Below are 14,853 nucleotides of genomic sequence, written 5' to 3'. Positions count from 1 at the left end.
GCTGCGCTAAGGCAGCGCCGTCGGATGCAACACTGGCGCGTAGCCGGAGTTCAATGTGCGCAGCGTCGAGGGCGGCGTCAGCAACGCTGCCTCGCCAAGCTGACGCTCGACCGCGCTATAGCCCGCCGGCGACCACAGCAGGGCCCTGCCCTGCGTCACCAGAAAACTCTCTTCGCCTTGCTGAACCATCGCACCTTCGGGAAGCTGGTCCAGCGGCACGAACAGTGCGTGCAGCCGCTTCCTGCCGTGATCGAGCCGCTCGTGATGCAGCACCGTGTCGATGTCGTGCATACGGACGCCGTGCACGCGATTGCCCTTTTCCCATGCGGCTCGGAAGCGATTGGCATCGTCGCGGCGGCAATAGAAGCAGGGGCGATGGCCGGCGGCGAGCGCAGTGGCCTCGTCCAGGAAGAACAGCTCGGTCCAGCTGCGCTGTGCCATCACCTCGCGGCGCCGGCCGCGGAATTCGCAAGTGCAGGTGAGCCAGGCCGGCGACGACCAGCGCTTCTTCAGCAGCGTCTTAGTCGCGGGATCATGGATGATGCCGCGGTTGCCGGTGAACAGGCCGCGATGCGGGGTGGCGATGATGTCGCCTGTCGGCGTGACGCGGTTTTGCAGGGGCATAGCTCCCTCCGCCCGTCATTGCGAGGAGCGTAGCGACGAAGCAATCCAGACTATTTCCGCGGATACATTTCTGGATTGCTTCGCGGAGCCTGTCATCGGGCCGCGCTTCGCGCGGACCCGTTGGCTCGCAATGACGGCGACAGTCACGCCGCCCCATCTCGCAGCGGCGGGTGGTAGGACAGCGCGGTGTCCCAGGGGAAGAAGATCCAGGTGTCCTGCGACACCTCCGTGATGAAGGTATCGACCAGCGGACGGCCCATCGGCTTGGCGTAAACCGTGGCGAAATGCGCATCGGGCAGCATCTCGCGCACCAGCTTGCCGGTCTTGCCAGTGTCGACGAGATCGTCGACGATCAACAGCCCTTTGCCGGTGCCGCCGCCGAGCTTCATCGCCGCCTCGGAAATACCCTTGAGGACCTGGAGCTCGCCCTGCCTGTTATGCTCGTAACTGGCGATGCAGACCGTATCGATCACGCGCACGCCAAGCTCGCGCGCCACGATCGCGGCCGGCACCAGGCCGCCGCGGGTGATCGCGATCACCGCATGGAACGGGCCGACCTCGTTCAGCCGCCAGGTCAGCGCCCGGCAATCGCGGTGGAACTGGTCCCACGAGACCGGGAAGGCCTTGCCCGCCCGCTCCTGCGCGCTCAGTTCCGGTGCTTCACCAACCATTGTCGTCTCCTGCTTCGCAAAACGTCCAGCAAGCCGGGCGCTTTAGCGGGTGATGTTCAATCCCGCCAGCATTTCCTTCACCGCCGCCATCGCCGCCGCGAGCTTGTCCGCATCGCGCGAGCGCACCACGAGATTGGTGTTGGGCCTCTGCTCTTCGTCCATGAAGGGATAGCTGCCGATGATGGTGTCGGGATGGGCGGCCGCGATCGCGCGCAAGGGGCTACCGATGTCACCCTCGCGCGCATTGGCGCGGACCGATTCGGAAAGCATGCGCACGCCGGATTTCAGCTTGGGCGAGACGATGTCCATCATCGCCTGCATGATCGAGGGCACGCCGGCCATCACGATGACATTGCCGATCTTGAAGCCGGGGGCGAGGATGGTCGCGCTCTGGATCAGCTCGGCACCATCGGGGATGCGGGCCATGCGCAAGCGGGCCTCATTGAGGTCCTGCTCGCTCCAGCGCTCGCGGAAGCGGGCGACCACCTCCGGATGATGATCGATGCCGACGCCAAAGGCCTTGGCGACGCTGTCGGCAGTGATGTCGTCATGGGTCGGGCCAATGCCGCCAGTGGTGAAGACATAGGTGTAGCGTTGCCGCAGTGCATTCAAAGCGGCGATGATGTCGTCCTCCTCGTCGGAGACGATCCGCACTTCCTTCAGGTCGATGCCGATATTGGTCAGATATTCGGCGATGAAGCCGATGTTCTTGTCCTTGGTCCGGCCGGACAGGATTTCGTCCCCAATGACCAGAATGCCCGCCGTGACGATCTCGCTCATAAAACTGTCCCTCACCTGTGGCGCCGACTTTGCCGAGGTAACGCGTTCAAGTCACGCGGTTTTGCTGCCGAAATAAGCAGTCCTCAGCCATTTTTTCAGGCAAGCCGCCGGGCATCCCCGGCAAATGCCCATCCTCCATGCTTATCGCGCTGGCCCGCCCCTTGCTACCACATGAAAGTCATGCACTCTTGCCGCATGGCCACGGAAACAAATCGGGATCTATGGCAATCGCGTTTGATGAAATGAATATTCCCGGCGGGGACCTTCGCCCCGCCTATCAGGAGCTGGCGCGCTGGCTCAAGGAGACGCCTCGCGAGGCGCTCGAATATCGCCGCCAGGAGGCGGAGCTCCTGTTCCGCCGCATCGGCATCACCTTTGCGGTCTATGGCGAGGCCGAGGCGACAGAGCGCCTGATCCCATTCGACGTGATCCCGCGGATCATGTCCGGCAAGGAATGGGCACTGCTGGAGAAGGGCCTGAAGCAGCGCGTGCGCGCGCTCAACATGTTCTTGCGCGACATCTATCATGGCCGCGACATCCTTCGCGCCGAGATCGTGCCTGACGATCTGATCTTCCAGAACCCGGTGTTCCGTCCCGAGATGAACGGCCAGCAGGTGCCGCACGACGTCTACGTGCACATCGCCGGCATCGACATCGTCCGTGTCGACGCCGAGAATTTCATCGTGCTGGAGGACAATGCGCGGACGCCCTCGGGCGTGTCCTACATGCTGGAAAACCGCGAGATCATGATGCGGCTGTTTCCGGATCTGTTCGCCCGCCACAAGGTGGCGCCGGTCGAACGCTATCCGGACGAGCTGCTCGCCGCGCTGCGCTCGGTCGCGCCGCAGAGCGCCTCGGGCGAGCCGACAGTCGCGCTGCTCACCCCCGGCGTCTACAACTCGGCCTATTACGAGCACTCCTTTCTCGCCGACAAGCTCGGCATCGAGCTGGTCGAAGGCCGCGACCTCATCGTCAAGAACAACGAAGTGTTCATGCGGACGACGGAAGGCTTGAAGCGGGTGGACGTGATCTATCGCCGCGTCGACGACGATTTCCTCGATCCCCTCACCTTCCGCCCCGATTCCGTGCTCGGCGTGCCCGGCCTGATGTCGGCCTATGCGGCCGGCAACATCACGCTCGCCAACGCGGTCGGCACCGGTATCGCCGACGACAAGGCGATCTACTCCTACATGCCCGATATCGTAAAATTCTATCTCGGCGAGGAGCCGATCCTGAAGAACGTGCCGACCTGGCGCTGCCGCGAGCCGAAGGATCTCGCCTATGTGCTGGACAATCTCGGCGAGCTCGTCGTCAAGGAAGTCCATGGCTCCGGCGGCTACGGCATGCTGATCGGCCCCGCCGCGACCAAGGCCACGATCGAAGCCTTCCGCGAGAAGCTCAAGCGCGAGCCGGAAGGCTTTATCGCGCAGCCGACGCTGGCGCTCTCGACCTGCCCGACCTGCACGGCGTCAGGCCTCGCCCCACGCCATGTCGATCTGCGGCCGTTCGTGCTCACCGGCAGCAAGCGCACCACGATCGTGCCGGGCGGGCTGACACGCGTCGCACTGAAGGAAGGCTCCCTGGTGGTCAATTCGAGCCAGGGCGGCGGCACCAAAGACACCTGGATTTTGGACGAGTAGACAGATGCTGTCGCGTACCGCCGAAAACCTCTACTGGCTCGCCCGCTACGTCGAACGGGCCGAGTATCTCGCGCGCACCATCGATGCGACCTTGCGCGTCACCGCGCTTCCCGCCGCCTATATCGGCAAGACCAATGAATGGGATTCTGCGCTGCTCACCGCAGGCGTCGCCGCCAGCTTCTATCAGCAATATGAGGAAGCCAACGAGTACAACGTCGTCGACTACCTCTCGTTCTCGGCGGACAACCCGTCCTCGATCCGGAACTGCATCGAGGCGGCGCGGCTGAACTCGCGCTCGGTGCGCACCGCACTGACCAGCGAGATGTGGGACACCATCAACTCGGCCTGGATCGAGCTTCAGGCGGTCTGGAGCAAGGGCACCTCGACGCGCGAGGACCTCGCCAAATTCCTGCGCTTCGTGCAGGAGACCTCGCTGCGCTTCGATGGCTCGGCCTATCGGACCATGCTCCGCAACGATGCCTACTGGTTCTCGCGGATGGGCGTGCATCTCGAACGCGCCGACAACACCGCGCGCATCCTCGATGTGAAGTATCACGTGCTATTGCCCGAGGAGGAGCATGTCGGAGGTCCGCTCGACTTCTACCAGTGGAGCTCGATCCTGCGCTCGGTCTCGGCGCTGACGGCCTATCACTGGGTCTATCGCGAGACGCTGAAACCGTGGCTGATCGCGGATTTGCTCATCCTCAACGATACGCTGCCGCGCTCGCTCGCCAGCTGCTACGGCAATCTCGTGCGCAACCTCGACCAGATCGGCGTCGCCTATGGCCGCCAGGGCCCGGCCCAGCGCCACGCCCGCGGTATCCGCAACCGGCTGGAACACAGCAACATGAACGACATTTTCCAGCACGGCGTGCATGAATTCATTCAAGAATTCATCGCGGACAATTCCAGGCTGGGCGAAATCATCACGAAGCAGTATTTGATCTGATGTCCGCCGACTGACGAAATGGGATACCGTCATGGCCGGGCAACAGCGCGAAGCGCGTCTTCGCGCTAGACGTCCCGGACATCCACGTTCTTGCTTTCGCGCGACGAAGAAGGACGTGGATGCCCGGGACAAGCCCGGGCATGACGAGCTTCTTTGCGGCGACAGTCGGGCCCAAACCACTAACGACACGGTCTACCATGCGCCTGCGAATCCAGCACACCACGACCTATCGCTACGAGCCGCCGGCCAGCAGCGTGATCCAGATCCTGCGCATGACGCCCGGCAGCCATGATGGGCAATATGTGGCGGAATGGCAGATCGACGTCTCGACCGACACCAAGCTCGACACCCACGAGGACGCGTTCGGCAACGTCACCCATGTGCTGTCCTGCGGGCCCCTCAGTGACATCAAGATCACCGCCGAGGGCCTGATCGAGACCCACGACACCGGCGGCGTGCTGCGCGGCACGGACGAGCGCTTTCCGGCCGGCATGTTTCTGCGCGCAACCGACCTCACCACCGTCAATCCGGCGATGATGGCGGTTGCGCGCCAGTTGCGCAGCGAGGCCGAGAGCGACACGCTCGGCTTCCTGCACACGTTGATGACGCAAATCAGTGATCACATGACCTTCGACGAGGATCCGACCAACAGCGGCACCTCGGCGGCCGAAGCCTTCGCGCTCAAGCGCGGCGTATGCCAGGACTACGCGCACATCTTCATCGCCTGCGCGCGCAGCGGCGGCGTGCCGGCGCGCTTCGTCTCCGGGCATTTCCTGCGCTCCGATGGCACGGTGCATCAGGAGGCCGGCCATGCCTGGGCGGAAGCCTATGTGCCCGATCTCGGCTGGGTCGGCTTCGATCCCGCCAACAGCATCTGCGCCACCGACGCCCATGTCCGCGTCGCGATCGGGCTCGACTATCTCGGCGCAGCCCCCGTGCGTGGCACCCGTTATGGCGGCGGCACGGAGACGCTGACGGTGGCGGTCAAGGTCGAGCAGGCCGGCCGCGGCGGGCAATCGCAATCGCAGTGGCAGAGTTAGATCGTCATTCCGGGGAACGACAACGTCGCGAGCCCGGAATCCATTCATCCACTAACTCTGCGGCCCAATGGATTCTCAGGTGCGCAATTGCGCCCCGTAACTCGCGCTGGCGCGCCCCGGAATGACGTCTCCCGGGGAATCGGGGGTTTCATGCTCCCCCGAAATTGGCTAGTAATTCCGCGCAAACGCGTTCGGGGACTGGAAATGACCTATTGTTGCGGAATCCTGGTTCGGGACGGTCTGGTGATGATCGCCGATACCCGCACCAATGCCGGCCTCGACAACGTCTCGACCTTCCGCAAGCTGCACATCTTCTCCAAGCCCGGCGAACGCATCATGGCGATCGCCAGCGCCGGCAACCTCGCCATCAGCCAGTCGGTGCTGTCGACGCTCACCGAAGGCCTGGAGGACCCCGACACGGGCGAGATCGAGACGCTGATGAACGCGCCGACCATGTTCCAGGCGGCTCAGCGCATCGGCCGGGCGATCCGGTCCGTGCACGCGACCGAAGGGCCGGCGCTGAAATCCGAGGATGTCTCCTTCGACGTCTCCTTCCTGTTCGGCGGCCAGATCAAGGGCTCCCGGATGCGCCTGTTCATGATCTACACCGCCGGCAATTTCATCGAGTGCACCACCGACACGCCGTACTTGCAGATCGGCGAGCACAAATACGGCAAGCCGGTGCTCGACCGCGCCATGCATTACGACGTCGAGCTCTACGAGGCGCTGAAGACCGGCCTGATCTCGATGGACTCGACCATGCGCTCCAATCTCGGCGTCGGCCTGCCGATCGACGTGCTGGTGGTGCGCAACGATGCTTGCGAAGCCGATCTCAATCACCGCATCGAGGCGGGCGAGCCCTATTTCCATGATCTGCGCTCGCGCTGGTCGGCGGCGCTGCGCGCCGCGCATCAGAACATTCCGCGCCCGCCCTACAAGAACGAAAAAGAACCCAAAACCTGACAGCGAAAGAAAAGGCAGGAAACAATGAGTGAAACAAAGAAGATCGCAGTGGTGACGGGCGCCGGCACCGGTGTCGGACGTGCGGCGTCGCTGGCGCTGATGAACGCCGGCTTCACCGTGGTGCTCACAGGGCGCCGGCTCGACATGCTCGAGGAGACCGCGAAGCTCGGCCCCGCGGGAAAGAGCCTGTGCGTCACCGCCGACATGACCAAGCCGGATTCGATCGCCGCGCTGTTCGACAAGGTGAAGGCCACCTATGGCCGCCTCGACGTGCTCTTCAACAATGCCGGCATGGGCGCGCCCGCTGTGAACTTCGAGGATCTCAGCCTCGAGCAGTGGCAGGCGGTGGTGAACACCAACCTCACCGGCCCGTTCCTGTGCACGCAGCACGCCTTCCGCATCATGAAGGACCAGACCCCGCGCGGCGGCCGCATCATCAATAACGGCTCGATCTCGGCGCATGCGCCGCGACCGTTCTCGGCCGCCTACACCTCGACCAAGCACGCCATCACGGGCCTCACCAAGGCGTCCAATCTCGACGGCCGCATGTACGACATCGCGGTCGGCCAGGTCGATATCGGCAATGCGGCGACACCGATGACCGACCGCATGGTCAACGGCCCCGGCGTGCTCCAGCCCGACGGCACCACCAAGCACGAGCCGCGCATGGATGCCAAGGCGGTCGGCGATGCCGTCGCCTATATGGCGAGCCTGCCGCTCGACGCCAACGTGCTGACCATGACGGTGATGGCGACCAAGATGCCATTCGTCGGGCGGGGGTAATTAAAGAACGCGGCGCCTCCACAATCGTCATTGCGAGCGCAGCGAAGCAATCCAGACTGCCCCCGCGGTGAGATTCTGGATTGCTTCGTCGCAAGGGCTCCTCGCAATGACGTGGAGAGAGCGGAGCCCCCCTACTCCAAACTCTCCACCCGACGCAGGCTGGGGAACAGCTTCATCCACAAGAGCGCCACTGCGACCGTGCAGACGCCGCCGAGCACGGCGGCGGGCATGGCGCCGAACAGGGCGGCGGTGAGCCCGCTCTCGAACTGGCCGAGCTGGTTCGAGGCGTTGATGAAGAGAAAGTTCACCGCGCCGACCCGGCCGCGCATCTCGTCGGGCGTCGACAGCTGCACCAGCGAGAAGCGGATCACGACGTTGATTGTGTCGGCCGCGCCCAAGGCGGCCAGCGCGAGCACCGACAGCCACATCCAGGACGACAGCGCGAACACGATCGTGGCGACGCCGAACACGATCACGGCCTGGAACATGCGCAGGCCCACATGCCGCGAAATGGCGTGACGCGCCAGCACCATGGTCATCAAGAGCGCGCCAACCGCAGGTGCCGCACGCAGCACGCCGAGCCCGACCGGGCCGGTCTGAAGGATGTCGCGGGCATAGATCGGCAACAGCGCGGTGACGCCGCCGAACAGCACCGCGAACAGATCGAGCGAGATGGTGCCGAGGATCGCCGGATTGCCGCGGATGAAGCGGACGCCCGCAAAGACATTGTCCGAGCTTGTCCCCTCCTTGGCGACCGCCTGCGGGCGCGGGCGGATGAAGCCGGTCAGGATCATCCCAAGGATCCAGAACAGCACCATTACGGCATAGGCCAGATGTGGCGCCACCGCATAGGCAAAGCCGCCGAGCGCCGGACCCGTGATGGTCGCGACCTGCGCCGCGCCGCTGGAGACCGCGGTGGCGCGCTGGAGCGAACCTTGCGGTGCGATCAGCGGCAGCAGCGCCGCCGTGGTCGGGCTCTCGAAGGCGCCGGCGATGCCGAGCACAAAGGTCGCGATAAAGATCTGCACCTCGCCGACGGCACCAAGATAGGTGATGAGGGCCAGATAGAGCGCGGTCGCCGCTTCCACGAGCTGGCAGAGCTGGACGACGCGCTTGCGCTCGTAGCGATCGGCGGCGTGTCCAGCGACGAACACGAGCAGCGCGGTCGGCAGGAACTGGACGAGGCCGACCATGCCGAGGTCGAAGGCCGAGCCGGTGAGATCGTAGATCTGCCAGCCGATCGCGACCGCCGCGATCTGGCTGGAAAAGCGCGACAGGCTGCGCGAAAGCAGGAAGAACAGGAAGGCGCGGTGGGCGAGGAGCGCGCGGGCACTGACCGGCGGACTGGCTGGTATCGGCCGCTCTGGCATCGCCTCTTGGATCGTCTTTTGGGTCACCCTCGGACCGTCCGCCCCCTGATCTCGACGTGCCCCGCGTGACTGAGGCGGACCGGCTTGTCAACAGCGCGACGCCTCCCGCATGTGCCGGCATTGCCTTTGCAACGCAGACGCGGCCATAATCATTGGGGCTTTTGGGGACATCATGCTGCGCTTGCAATCGGCACTCGGCATTTTCGCATTGCTGCTGATAGCCTTCGCGTTGGCAGAGAATCGCCGCTCGGTCTCGCTGCGACAGGCGGCGATTGGCCTCGTCACCACGTTCGTCACCGCCATCGTCCTCCTGAAATTACCCGTGGTCGCGCGCGCCTTCGGCGCCATCAACGACGCGGTCGGTGCGATCTCCGCGGCCTCGCGCGCCGGCTCCTCGTTCGTGTTCGGCTATATCGGTGGCGGCCCCCTGCCCTTTGACGTGAAGGTGCCGGGTGCCGATTTCATCCTGGCGTTCCAGGCGCTCCCGATCGTGCTGGTGATGAGCGTGCTGACGACGCTGCTGTTCTACTGGCGGGTGCTGCCGCCGATCGTGCGGGGCATGGCCTGGCTGCTGGAGCGCACCTTAGGCGTCGGCGGCGCGGTCGGGCTGTCCACCGCCGCCAACATCTTTCTCGGCATGGTCGAGGCGCCGCTGTTCGTGCGGCCGTATCTGAAGCAGATGACGCGCAGCGAATTGTTCCTGGTGATGACCGGCGGCATGGCCGGCATCGCGGGCACGGTGCTGGTGCTCTATGCGACGCTGCTTGCTCCCCTCATCCCCGATGCGGCCGCGCATTTCGTCATCGCCTCCGTGCTGGGCGCGCCGGCCGCGATCCTCGTCAGCCTGATCATGGTGCCGGAGACCTCAGACAGGCGCACCGGCGGCGCGCTGGAAAATCCCGAGATGGAGGTCTCCGGGACGATGGACGCGATCGTGAAAGGGACGAGTGCGGGGATCGAGCTGCTGATCAACATCGTTGCGATGCTGCTGGTGCTGGTGGCGCTGGTCTATCTCGTCAACGCAATCCTCGGCCTGCTGCCTGATATCGGCGGCGCCGCGATCTCGCTGCAACGGCTGCTGGGTCTGGTGATGGCGCCGGTATGCTGGCTGATGGGGCTGCCATGGGACCAGGCGGTCACCGCCGGCAGCCTGATGGGCACGAAAACCGTGCTCAACGAGCTGATCGCCTATGTCGACTTCTCGAAGCTGCCACCCGATACGCTCGATCCGCGCTCGCGCCTGATCATGCTCTACGCGATGTGCGGTTTCGCCAATTTTGCCAGCCTCGGCATCATGATCGGCGGCCTCGGCGTCATGGCGCCGGAGCGGCGTGAGGAGATCAACGCGCTCGGATTGAAGTCGATCGTGTCGGGGACGCTGACGACGTGCCTGATGGGCGCGGTGGTGGGGGTGTTGGCGTAGCGACGGTCCCGTAGCCCGGATGGAGCGCAAGCGCAATCCGGGACCAGCATCGCCGCGGAGAGACTTCCCCGGATTTCGCTTCGCTCCATCCGGGCTACGAACCAGCTCTCTCGCCGTCATTGCGAGCGAAGCGAAGCAATCCAGAAATGTGTCCGCGGACATAGTCTGGATTGCTTCGTCGCAAGAGCTCCTCGCAATGACGAGTGGAGAGAGTTGTGCGCTGTTCCTGATAGCGCCTACGCCTTCAACTCCACCGTCTTGAATTCCGCCGGCAGGATCACCTCCAGCAATTCCACGTCGTCCGAATAATCCAGAATCATGTGCTTGATCTTCGGCGGCTGGGTCCAGGCACTGCCTTCCTTCATCAAGGTCTCGCCCTGGCCGTCCATGTAGGTCTTCACCCAGCCCTTGAGCACGTAGACCATCTGGAAGTCGACGTCGTGGAAGTGCAGCTTCGACACCTCGGCCGGATCGCACGGGCCTTGCAGGCGGATCACATGCGCTTGCGCGAGGCCGTGGGTCGCCTCGGCGATGCCGAGGTCGCGGTATTTGGCGTAGGCGCGCAGGCCGTCGGCTTTGAAGTCTTCCTCCCGGTGATGGCTGATCGCGATGCGCTGCTTAGGACGTGCGAGCTTCTTGGGTGCGGCAGTGCGGGCCTTCGCCTTCACCGCCTTGCGTGCCGAGGATCGCGCCGCCGCCTTGGCGCCGCTCCGCTTCTTCACCGCGGTCTTCGTTGCGGGTTTTGATGCCTTTTGCTTGGCCATTGTCTGCCTCCCTGATCTGAGCCGCGCCCCGCCGGACGGGTACAACCCGAAGGCAGATTATCCAGTCTTGGACCAAGCAGCAATTGCCGGGCTTAAGGCCAGTCACTCGACGACCCAATCGGTCGTAGCTTGTCCCAAGCTGTCGTGGCGAGCGGCCATCGTCTCGTATTCGTTCTCACGCTGAATTAATCTCGCCGGGAGATTCTGGGGGAATTGATTCATGGGCAACAGCGTAGGTCAGCGTGCATTTCAAAATGCCCGGCTTCAGAAACGGCAAAAGGCCGAAGTGTTGCCATTGCTCGGCCACGCGCTCCAGCTTCACAAGATGGGGCTTCTCCCCGAGGCCCAGACTGCCTATCGCCAACTCCTGCAGCTCGCACCCAACCAATTCATCGCGCTGCATATGCTCGGCACTTTGGAGTCCGATGCCAAAAACTACCAGCAAGCCGAAATTCTGCTAAGCCGAGCGGTTACCGTGGATCCGCGATCTGCCGAGGCTCATATGAGCCTAGGCGTTGCGCGAAACGGGCTACGACGTCACGATGAGGCACGCGAGAGCTATCGAAAGGCCCTCGTCTTGCGACCCAACTACGCCCTGGCCCTGTCCAATCTCGGCAACGCGAGCGTGGCCCTTGATCTCGTCCAGGAAGCGCTCGAGAGCTACGACAAGGCGCTCGCGATTAACGCCAACCTTGCCGAAGCCCACAACGGTCGGGGTTGGGCGCTCTGCCGTCAGCGCAACTATGACGAGGCCGTCGCAAGCCTGAACCGTGCGCTGTCGATCAAGCCTGACTATGCCTCAGCGCTCGCGAACCGCGCCATCGCGTTGCGAGAACTTCAGCGCTTTGATGAAGCCCTGGCAGACGGCGATCGGGCAATCGCGCTGGCACCCGACGACGCGAATGGGTGGCTCGCACGGGCCGGTGTCCTGCTCCAGATCCAGCAAATTGCCCAGGCATCGCACGATTGCGAGAAGGCCCTCGCGATCGCTCCCGATTCCATTCAAGCTCACTCGGTGCTCGGCCTTTGTCTCGCCGGGCTAGGCCGGGTCGAGGAAGCCCTCGCCAGTTTCGACAGAGCCCTTGACATCCAGCCTGACCTCCAGAGCGCGATCTCCAACAAGATATTCACGCTCGATTTTGTGCCGAACGCCAGCGTTGAGCAGCATCAGCAAGCGCGGCGAGTATGGTGGGAGCAGATCGGCGCGAAAATCGCTTCAGAAGCGGCGGGACCGCATGACAATGACCGCGATCTGGATCGCCGTCTGGTGCTTGGCTATGTCTCGTCGGATTTTAACGCGCATTCGGCCGCGTTCGTTTTCAAGCCTGTCCTGCAACACCATGACCGGGCGCAGTTCGAGATCGTGTGCTACTCTTGTTCGTCAAAAGTGGATGCGACGACCGGCGAATTTCAAGGGTTCGCCGATCGCTGGCGCGACGCCTCGCAATGGACCGACGATCGCCTCGCCGCCCAGATCCGCGCCGATGGCGTCGATATCCTGATCGATCTGTCCGGCCATACCAGAGGAAACCGGCTCGCCGTGTTCGCGCGCAAGCCGGCACCGATCCAGGTGCATGGTTGGGGCCACGGCACTGGCACGGGGCTGCCAACGATCGATTATCTGTTCTCGGACCCCGTCGCGATTCCTTTCGCGGTTCGGCATCTGTTTGCGGAGACCGTTGTCGACCTGCCGTGCTTCGTGACGCTGGCGCCACTGCCGGCTGGGATTGCTCGGGCGGAGGCGCCGGCGCTCTCGAACGGCTTCGTCACATTCGGTGTCTTCAACCGCATCAGCAAGATTTCGGACGAGGCGGTGGAAGTCTGGTCCAGGATTCTCGAGCGGGTGCCGGGTTCGCGACTTCTGATCAAGGATGTTGCGCTGGACGATCAACTGGTCCGCGACAATCTGCTGGCGCGGTTTGCGGCTTGCCGATTGCCGGCCGAACGCGTCGATCTGCTCGGAGCCACCTTGCGAAGCGAACATCTGGCATCGTTCAATCGCGTCGACATTGCGCTCGACACCTTCCCACAGAATGGCGGCGTCAGCACACTGGAAGCCTTGCAGATGGGGGTGCCAGTGGTGGCGAAGCTCGGGACCAGTCTGCCCAGCCGTGCCGGCGGCGCCATCCTCACCGCGCTTGGCCTGCCGAACTGGGTCGCGGATGGCAATGAGGCCTATATCGAAATCGCAGCTAGCGGTGCGGCGCAGATCGGCGACCTCGACAAGCTGCGCCGCGAACTGCCCGGACAGATCGACGCTGCGGCCGCCGGCAATCCTGCCTCATACGCGCGAGCGGTGGACGAGGCCTATCGCGCGATGTGGAAAAGCTATTGCAACGGCGGCGTCTGATCTCTCCTCAATGCAGCCGGAACACGCCATCTACGGCGCGCAGCTCGGCCGGCTTGATCAGCTTGGAATGCGCCACCGTCACCGAGAACAAGGGCCCGTCGAGCTTTTCCTGCCAGAAGGCGAGGAAATCCTTCAGCGCCGGAAATTTCGGAAACATGTCGTAGTTCTGCCAGACGTAAGTCTGGAGCAGCGAGGGATGATCCGGCATCCGATAGAGAATTTGCGCCGTCGTCAGCCCGTAACCCAGCATCTGTTTCCGGAAATCCTCGGAAACGCCCCCACTCCGCAGTCCCATGCCAACCTCCTTTGCAGGAGCGCATTGAAGGGGGCGGCCTGGTCGGTGTGTGCTTGACGAGCCACCCGGTACTGATGCGCTCACATGAGAGAAATGTGACGCAAACTGACAATTCATCTCAAGCCCAAAAGTTTAACAAGCTGTTGAAATTCAATGCGTTAGCAGCAGACGCGGCTCCGTGCTAATACGGGCCCGGCGCGCCGTTAACGATGGAAAAGAGATTCTGGCAGTCCGCGCTTCCGGGTGCTAATTTTTCTGCTAGAAGCCCTTGCCCCCGCAAAATTCCCGTCCTATTTCTGCCTCGCTCGTGCTAGCACTCGCGGGCAACGACTGCTAACCATCTAAAAATCCTCAACTCGTGCAATTGCTTAGGAGGACTGCATGAAATTCCGTCCGCTTCACGACCGCGTCGTGGTCAAGCGCATCGACGCAGAAGAGAAGACCGCTGGCGGCATCATCATTCCCGACACTGCCAAGGAAAAGCCCTCCCAGGGCGAAGTCATCGCCGTCGGCCCCGGTGGCCGCGACGAAGCCGGCAAGCTGATCCCGATCGACCTCAAGATCGGCGACCGCGTGCTGTTCGGCAAGTGGTCCGGCACCGAAGTCAAGATCGACGGCGAAGACCTGCTGATCATGAAGGAAAGCGACATCATGGGCGTCCTCGACGTCCCCGCTTCCAAGAAGAAGGCGGCCTAAGAGCCTCTCTTTCCCTCCAGTCAAACACCTCAAGGAAAATTCCAGATGGCAGCCAAAGAAGTCAAATTCTCGGTTGAAGCGCGCGACAAGATGTTGCGCGGCGTCGACGTCCTCGCCAATGCGGTGAAGGTCACGCTCGGTCCGAAGGGCCGCAACGTCGTGCTCGACAAGTCGTTCGGCGCTCCCCGCATCACCAAGGACGGCGTCACCGTCGCCAAGGAGATCGAGCTCGACGACAAGTTCGAGAACATGGGCGCCCAGATGGTGCGCGAAGTCGCCTCCAAGTCCGCTGACGCGGCCGGCGACGGCACCACCACCGCCACCGTGCTGGCTCAGGCGATCGTGAAGGAAGGCGCGAAGTCCGTTGCCGCCGGCATGAACCCGATGGACCTCAAGCGTGGTATCGACCTCGCGGTCGAAGCCGTGGTTGCGGACCTCCAGAAGAACTCCAAGAAGGTCACCTCGAACGACGAGATCGCCCAGGTCGGCACCATCTCGGCCAACG

The 14,853-nt window shown here is 63.5% G+C and carries 15 protein-coding genes; 9 read left to right on the top strand and 6 right to left on the bottom strand.

The window, feature by feature from the left end:
* Positions 1-6 precede the first annotated feature (6 nt).
* From AAE027_RS03360 to AAE027_RS03350, 3 genes are all read right to left on the bottom strand, one after another.
* Positions 7-624: a hypothetical protein gene (locus AAE027_RS03360; protein WP_370985497.1), complete on the bottom strand. Its 618-nt coding sequence runs from the start codon at positions 622-624 to the stop codon at positions 7-9.
* A 143-nt stretch (positions 625-767) separates the two neighbouring features.
* Entirely contained in the window at positions 768-1,295 is a 528-nt protein-coding gene (gene gpt / locus AAE027_RS03355; protein ID WP_370985496.1) for a xanthine phosphoribosyltransferase, read from the bottom strand.
* Positions 1,296-1,337: 42 nt separating this feature from the next.
* Positions 1,338-2,075 (bottom strand): competence/damage-inducible protein A, encoded by a 738-nt coding sequence (locus AAE027_RS03350; protein ID WP_091888865.1) that lies wholly within the window; start codon positions 2,073-2,075, stop codon positions 1,338-1,340.
* A 221-nt stretch (positions 2,076-2,296) separates the two neighbouring features.
* Here AAE027_RS03350 and AAE027_RS03345 point away from each other — a divergent pair, with 221 nt between their 5' ends.
* The 5 genes from AAE027_RS03345 to AAE027_RS03325 all read left to right on the top strand — a co-directional run bounded on the left by AAE027_RS03345 (position 2,297) and on the right by AAE027_RS03325 (position 7,450).
* Positions 2,297-3,715, top strand: a complete 1,419-nt coding sequence (locus tag AAE027_RS03345; protein WP_370985495.1) for a circularly permuted type 2 ATP-grasp protein — start codon at positions 2,297-2,299, stop codon at positions 3,713-3,715.
* Positions 3,716-3,719: 4 nt separating this feature from the next.
* The gene (locus AAE027_RS03340; protein ID WP_370985494.1) at positions 3,720-4,664 is read left to right on the top strand and encodes an alpha-E domain-containing protein; all 945 of its coding nucleotides are present in this window, start codon (positions 3,720-3,722) and stop codon (positions 4,662-4,664) included.
* Positions 4,665-4,861: 197 nt separating this feature from the next.
* Complete coding sequence (locus tag AAE027_RS03335) at positions 4,862-5,704, top strand: transglutaminase family protein (RefSeq protein WP_370985493.1); 843 nt, start codon at positions 4,862-4,864, stop codon at positions 5,702-5,704.
* A gap of 204 nt (positions 5,705-5,908) precedes the next feature.
* Complete coding sequence (locus AAE027_RS03330; protein WP_091888873.1) at positions 5,909-6,667, top strand: proteasome-type protease; 759 nt, start codon at positions 5,909-5,911, stop codon at positions 6,665-6,667.
* Between the two features lie 24 nt (positions 6,668-6,691).
* Positions 6,692-7,450: an SDR family oxidoreductase gene (locus tag AAE027_RS03325; protein WP_091888875.1), complete on the top strand. Its 759-nt coding sequence runs from the start codon at positions 6,692-6,694 to the stop codon at positions 7,448-7,450.
* 131 nt (positions 7,451-7,581) lie between these two features.
* Here AAE027_RS03325 and AAE027_RS03320 read toward each other — a convergent pair whose 3' ends face one another.
* Entirely contained in the window at positions 7,582-8,820 is a 1,239-nt protein-coding gene (locus tag AAE027_RS03320) for an MFS transporter (protein WP_370986036.1), read from the bottom strand.
* 172 nt (positions 8,821-8,992) lie between these two features.
* Between AAE027_RS03320 and AAE027_RS03315 the strand changes: the two genes are divergently transcribed.
* Positions 8,993-10,243, top strand: a complete 1,251-nt coding sequence (locus tag AAE027_RS03315; protein WP_370985491.1) for a NupC/NupG family nucleoside CNT transporter — start codon at positions 8,993-8,995, stop codon at positions 10,241-10,243.
* A gap of 236 nt (positions 10,244-10,479) precedes the next feature.
* Here AAE027_RS03315 and AAE027_RS03310 read toward each other — a convergent pair whose 3' ends face one another.
* Entirely contained in the window at positions 10,480-11,007 is a 528-nt protein-coding gene (locus AAE027_RS03310) for a cupin domain-containing protein (RefSeq protein ID WP_370985490.1), read from the bottom strand.
* 220 nt (positions 11,008-11,227) lie between these two features.
* Here AAE027_RS03310 and AAE027_RS03305 point away from each other — a divergent pair, with 220 nt between their 5' ends.
* A complete protein-coding gene (locus AAE027_RS03305) occupies positions 11,228-13,357 on the top strand; it encodes an O-linked N-acetylglucosamine transferase, SPINDLY family protein (RefSeq protein WP_370985489.1) in 2,130 nt (709 codons plus the stop codon).
* A 7-nt stretch (positions 13,358-13,364) separates the two neighbouring features.
* Here the strand turns inward: AAE027_RS03305 and AAE027_RS03300 are convergent, their stop codons facing one another.
* Positions 13,365-13,652 (bottom strand): usg protein, encoded by a 288-nt coding sequence (locus AAE027_RS03300; RefSeq protein WP_091888885.1) that lies wholly within the window; start codon positions 13,650-13,652, stop codon positions 13,365-13,367.
* A 381-nt stretch (positions 13,653-14,033) separates the two neighbouring features.
* On the opposite strand from AAE027_RS03300, the gene AAE027_RS03295 reads away from it, so the two are divergent.
* The gene (locus AAE027_RS03295) at positions 14,034-14,348 is read left to right on the top strand and encodes a co-chaperone GroES (RefSeq protein WP_091888887.1); all 315 of its coding nucleotides are present in this window, start codon (positions 14,034-14,036) and stop codon (positions 14,346-14,348) included.
* 45 nt (positions 14,349-14,393) lie between these two features.
* Positions 14,394-14,853: TCP-1/cpn60 chaperonin family protein (locus tag AAE027_RS03290; RefSeq protein WP_370985488.1), on the top strand; the 460-nt coding region annotated here is incomplete at its 3' end.

This window comes from Bradyrhizobium sp. DN3, assembly GCF_041357655.1.
GTDB lineage: Bacteria > Pseudomonadota > Alphaproteobacteria > Rhizobiales > Xanthobacteraceae > Bradyrhizobium.
Note: the sequence above shows the minus strand (reverse complement) of the source record. Positions and strands in the feature narration are given on the sequence as shown.

Bases quoted from the DNA above. Each gene is read 5' to 3' on its own strand.
- AAE027_RS03350 (WP_091888865.1), bottom strand. From the start codon at position 2,075: ATGAGCGAGATCGTCACGGCGGGCATTCTGGTCATTGGGGACGAAATC.
- AAE027_RS03305 (WP_370985489.1), top strand. From the start codon at position 11,228: ATGGGCAACAGCGTAGGTCAGCGTGCATTTCAAAATGCCCGGCTTCAG.
- AAE027_RS03295 (WP_091888887.1), top strand. From the start codon at position 14,034: ATGAAATTCCGTCCGCTTCACGACCGCGTCGTGGTCAAGCGCATCGAC.
- AAE027_RS03300 (WP_091888885.1), bottom strand. From the start codon at position 13,652: ATGGGACTGCGGAGTGGGGGCGTTTCCGAGGATTTCCGGAAACAGATG.
- AAE027_RS03330 (WP_091888873.1), top strand. From the start codon at position 5,909: ATGACCTATTGTTGCGGAATCCTGGTTCGGGACGGTCTGGTGATGATC.
- AAE027_RS03335 (WP_370985493.1), top strand. From the start codon at position 4,862: ATGCGCCTGCGAATCCAGCACACCACGACCTATCGCTACGAGCCGCCG.
- AAE027_RS03320 (WP_370986036.1), bottom strand. From the start codon at position 8,820: ATGCCAGAGCGGCCGATACCAGCCAGTCCGCCGGTCAGTGCCCGCGCG.
- AAE027_RS03315 (WP_370985491.1), top strand. From the start codon at position 8,993: ATGCTGCGCTTGCAATCGGCACTCGGCATTTTCGCATTGCTGCTGATA.
- AAE027_RS03325 (WP_091888875.1), top strand. From the start codon at position 6,692: ATGAGTGAAACAAAGAAGATCGCAGTGGTGACGGGCGCCGGCACCGGT.
- AAE027_RS03340 (WP_370985494.1), top strand. From the start codon at position 3,720: ATGCTGTCGCGTACCGCCGAAAACCTCTACTGGCTCGCCCGCTACGTC.
- AAE027_RS03310 (WP_370985490.1), bottom strand. From the start codon at position 11,007: ATGGCCAAGCAAAAGGCATCAAAACCCGCAACGAAGACCGCGGTGAAG.
- AAE027_RS03345 (WP_370985495.1), top strand. From the start codon at position 2,297: ATGGCAATCGCGTTTGATGAAATGAATATTCCCGGCGGGGACCTTCGC.
- gpt (WP_370985496.1), bottom strand. From the start codon at position 1,295: ATGGTTGGTGAAGCACCGGAACTGAGCGCGCAGGAGCGGGCGGGCAAG.
- AAE027_RS03360 (WP_370985497.1), bottom strand. From the start codon at position 624: ATGCCCCTGCAAAACCGCGTCACGCCGACAGGCGACATCATCGCCACC.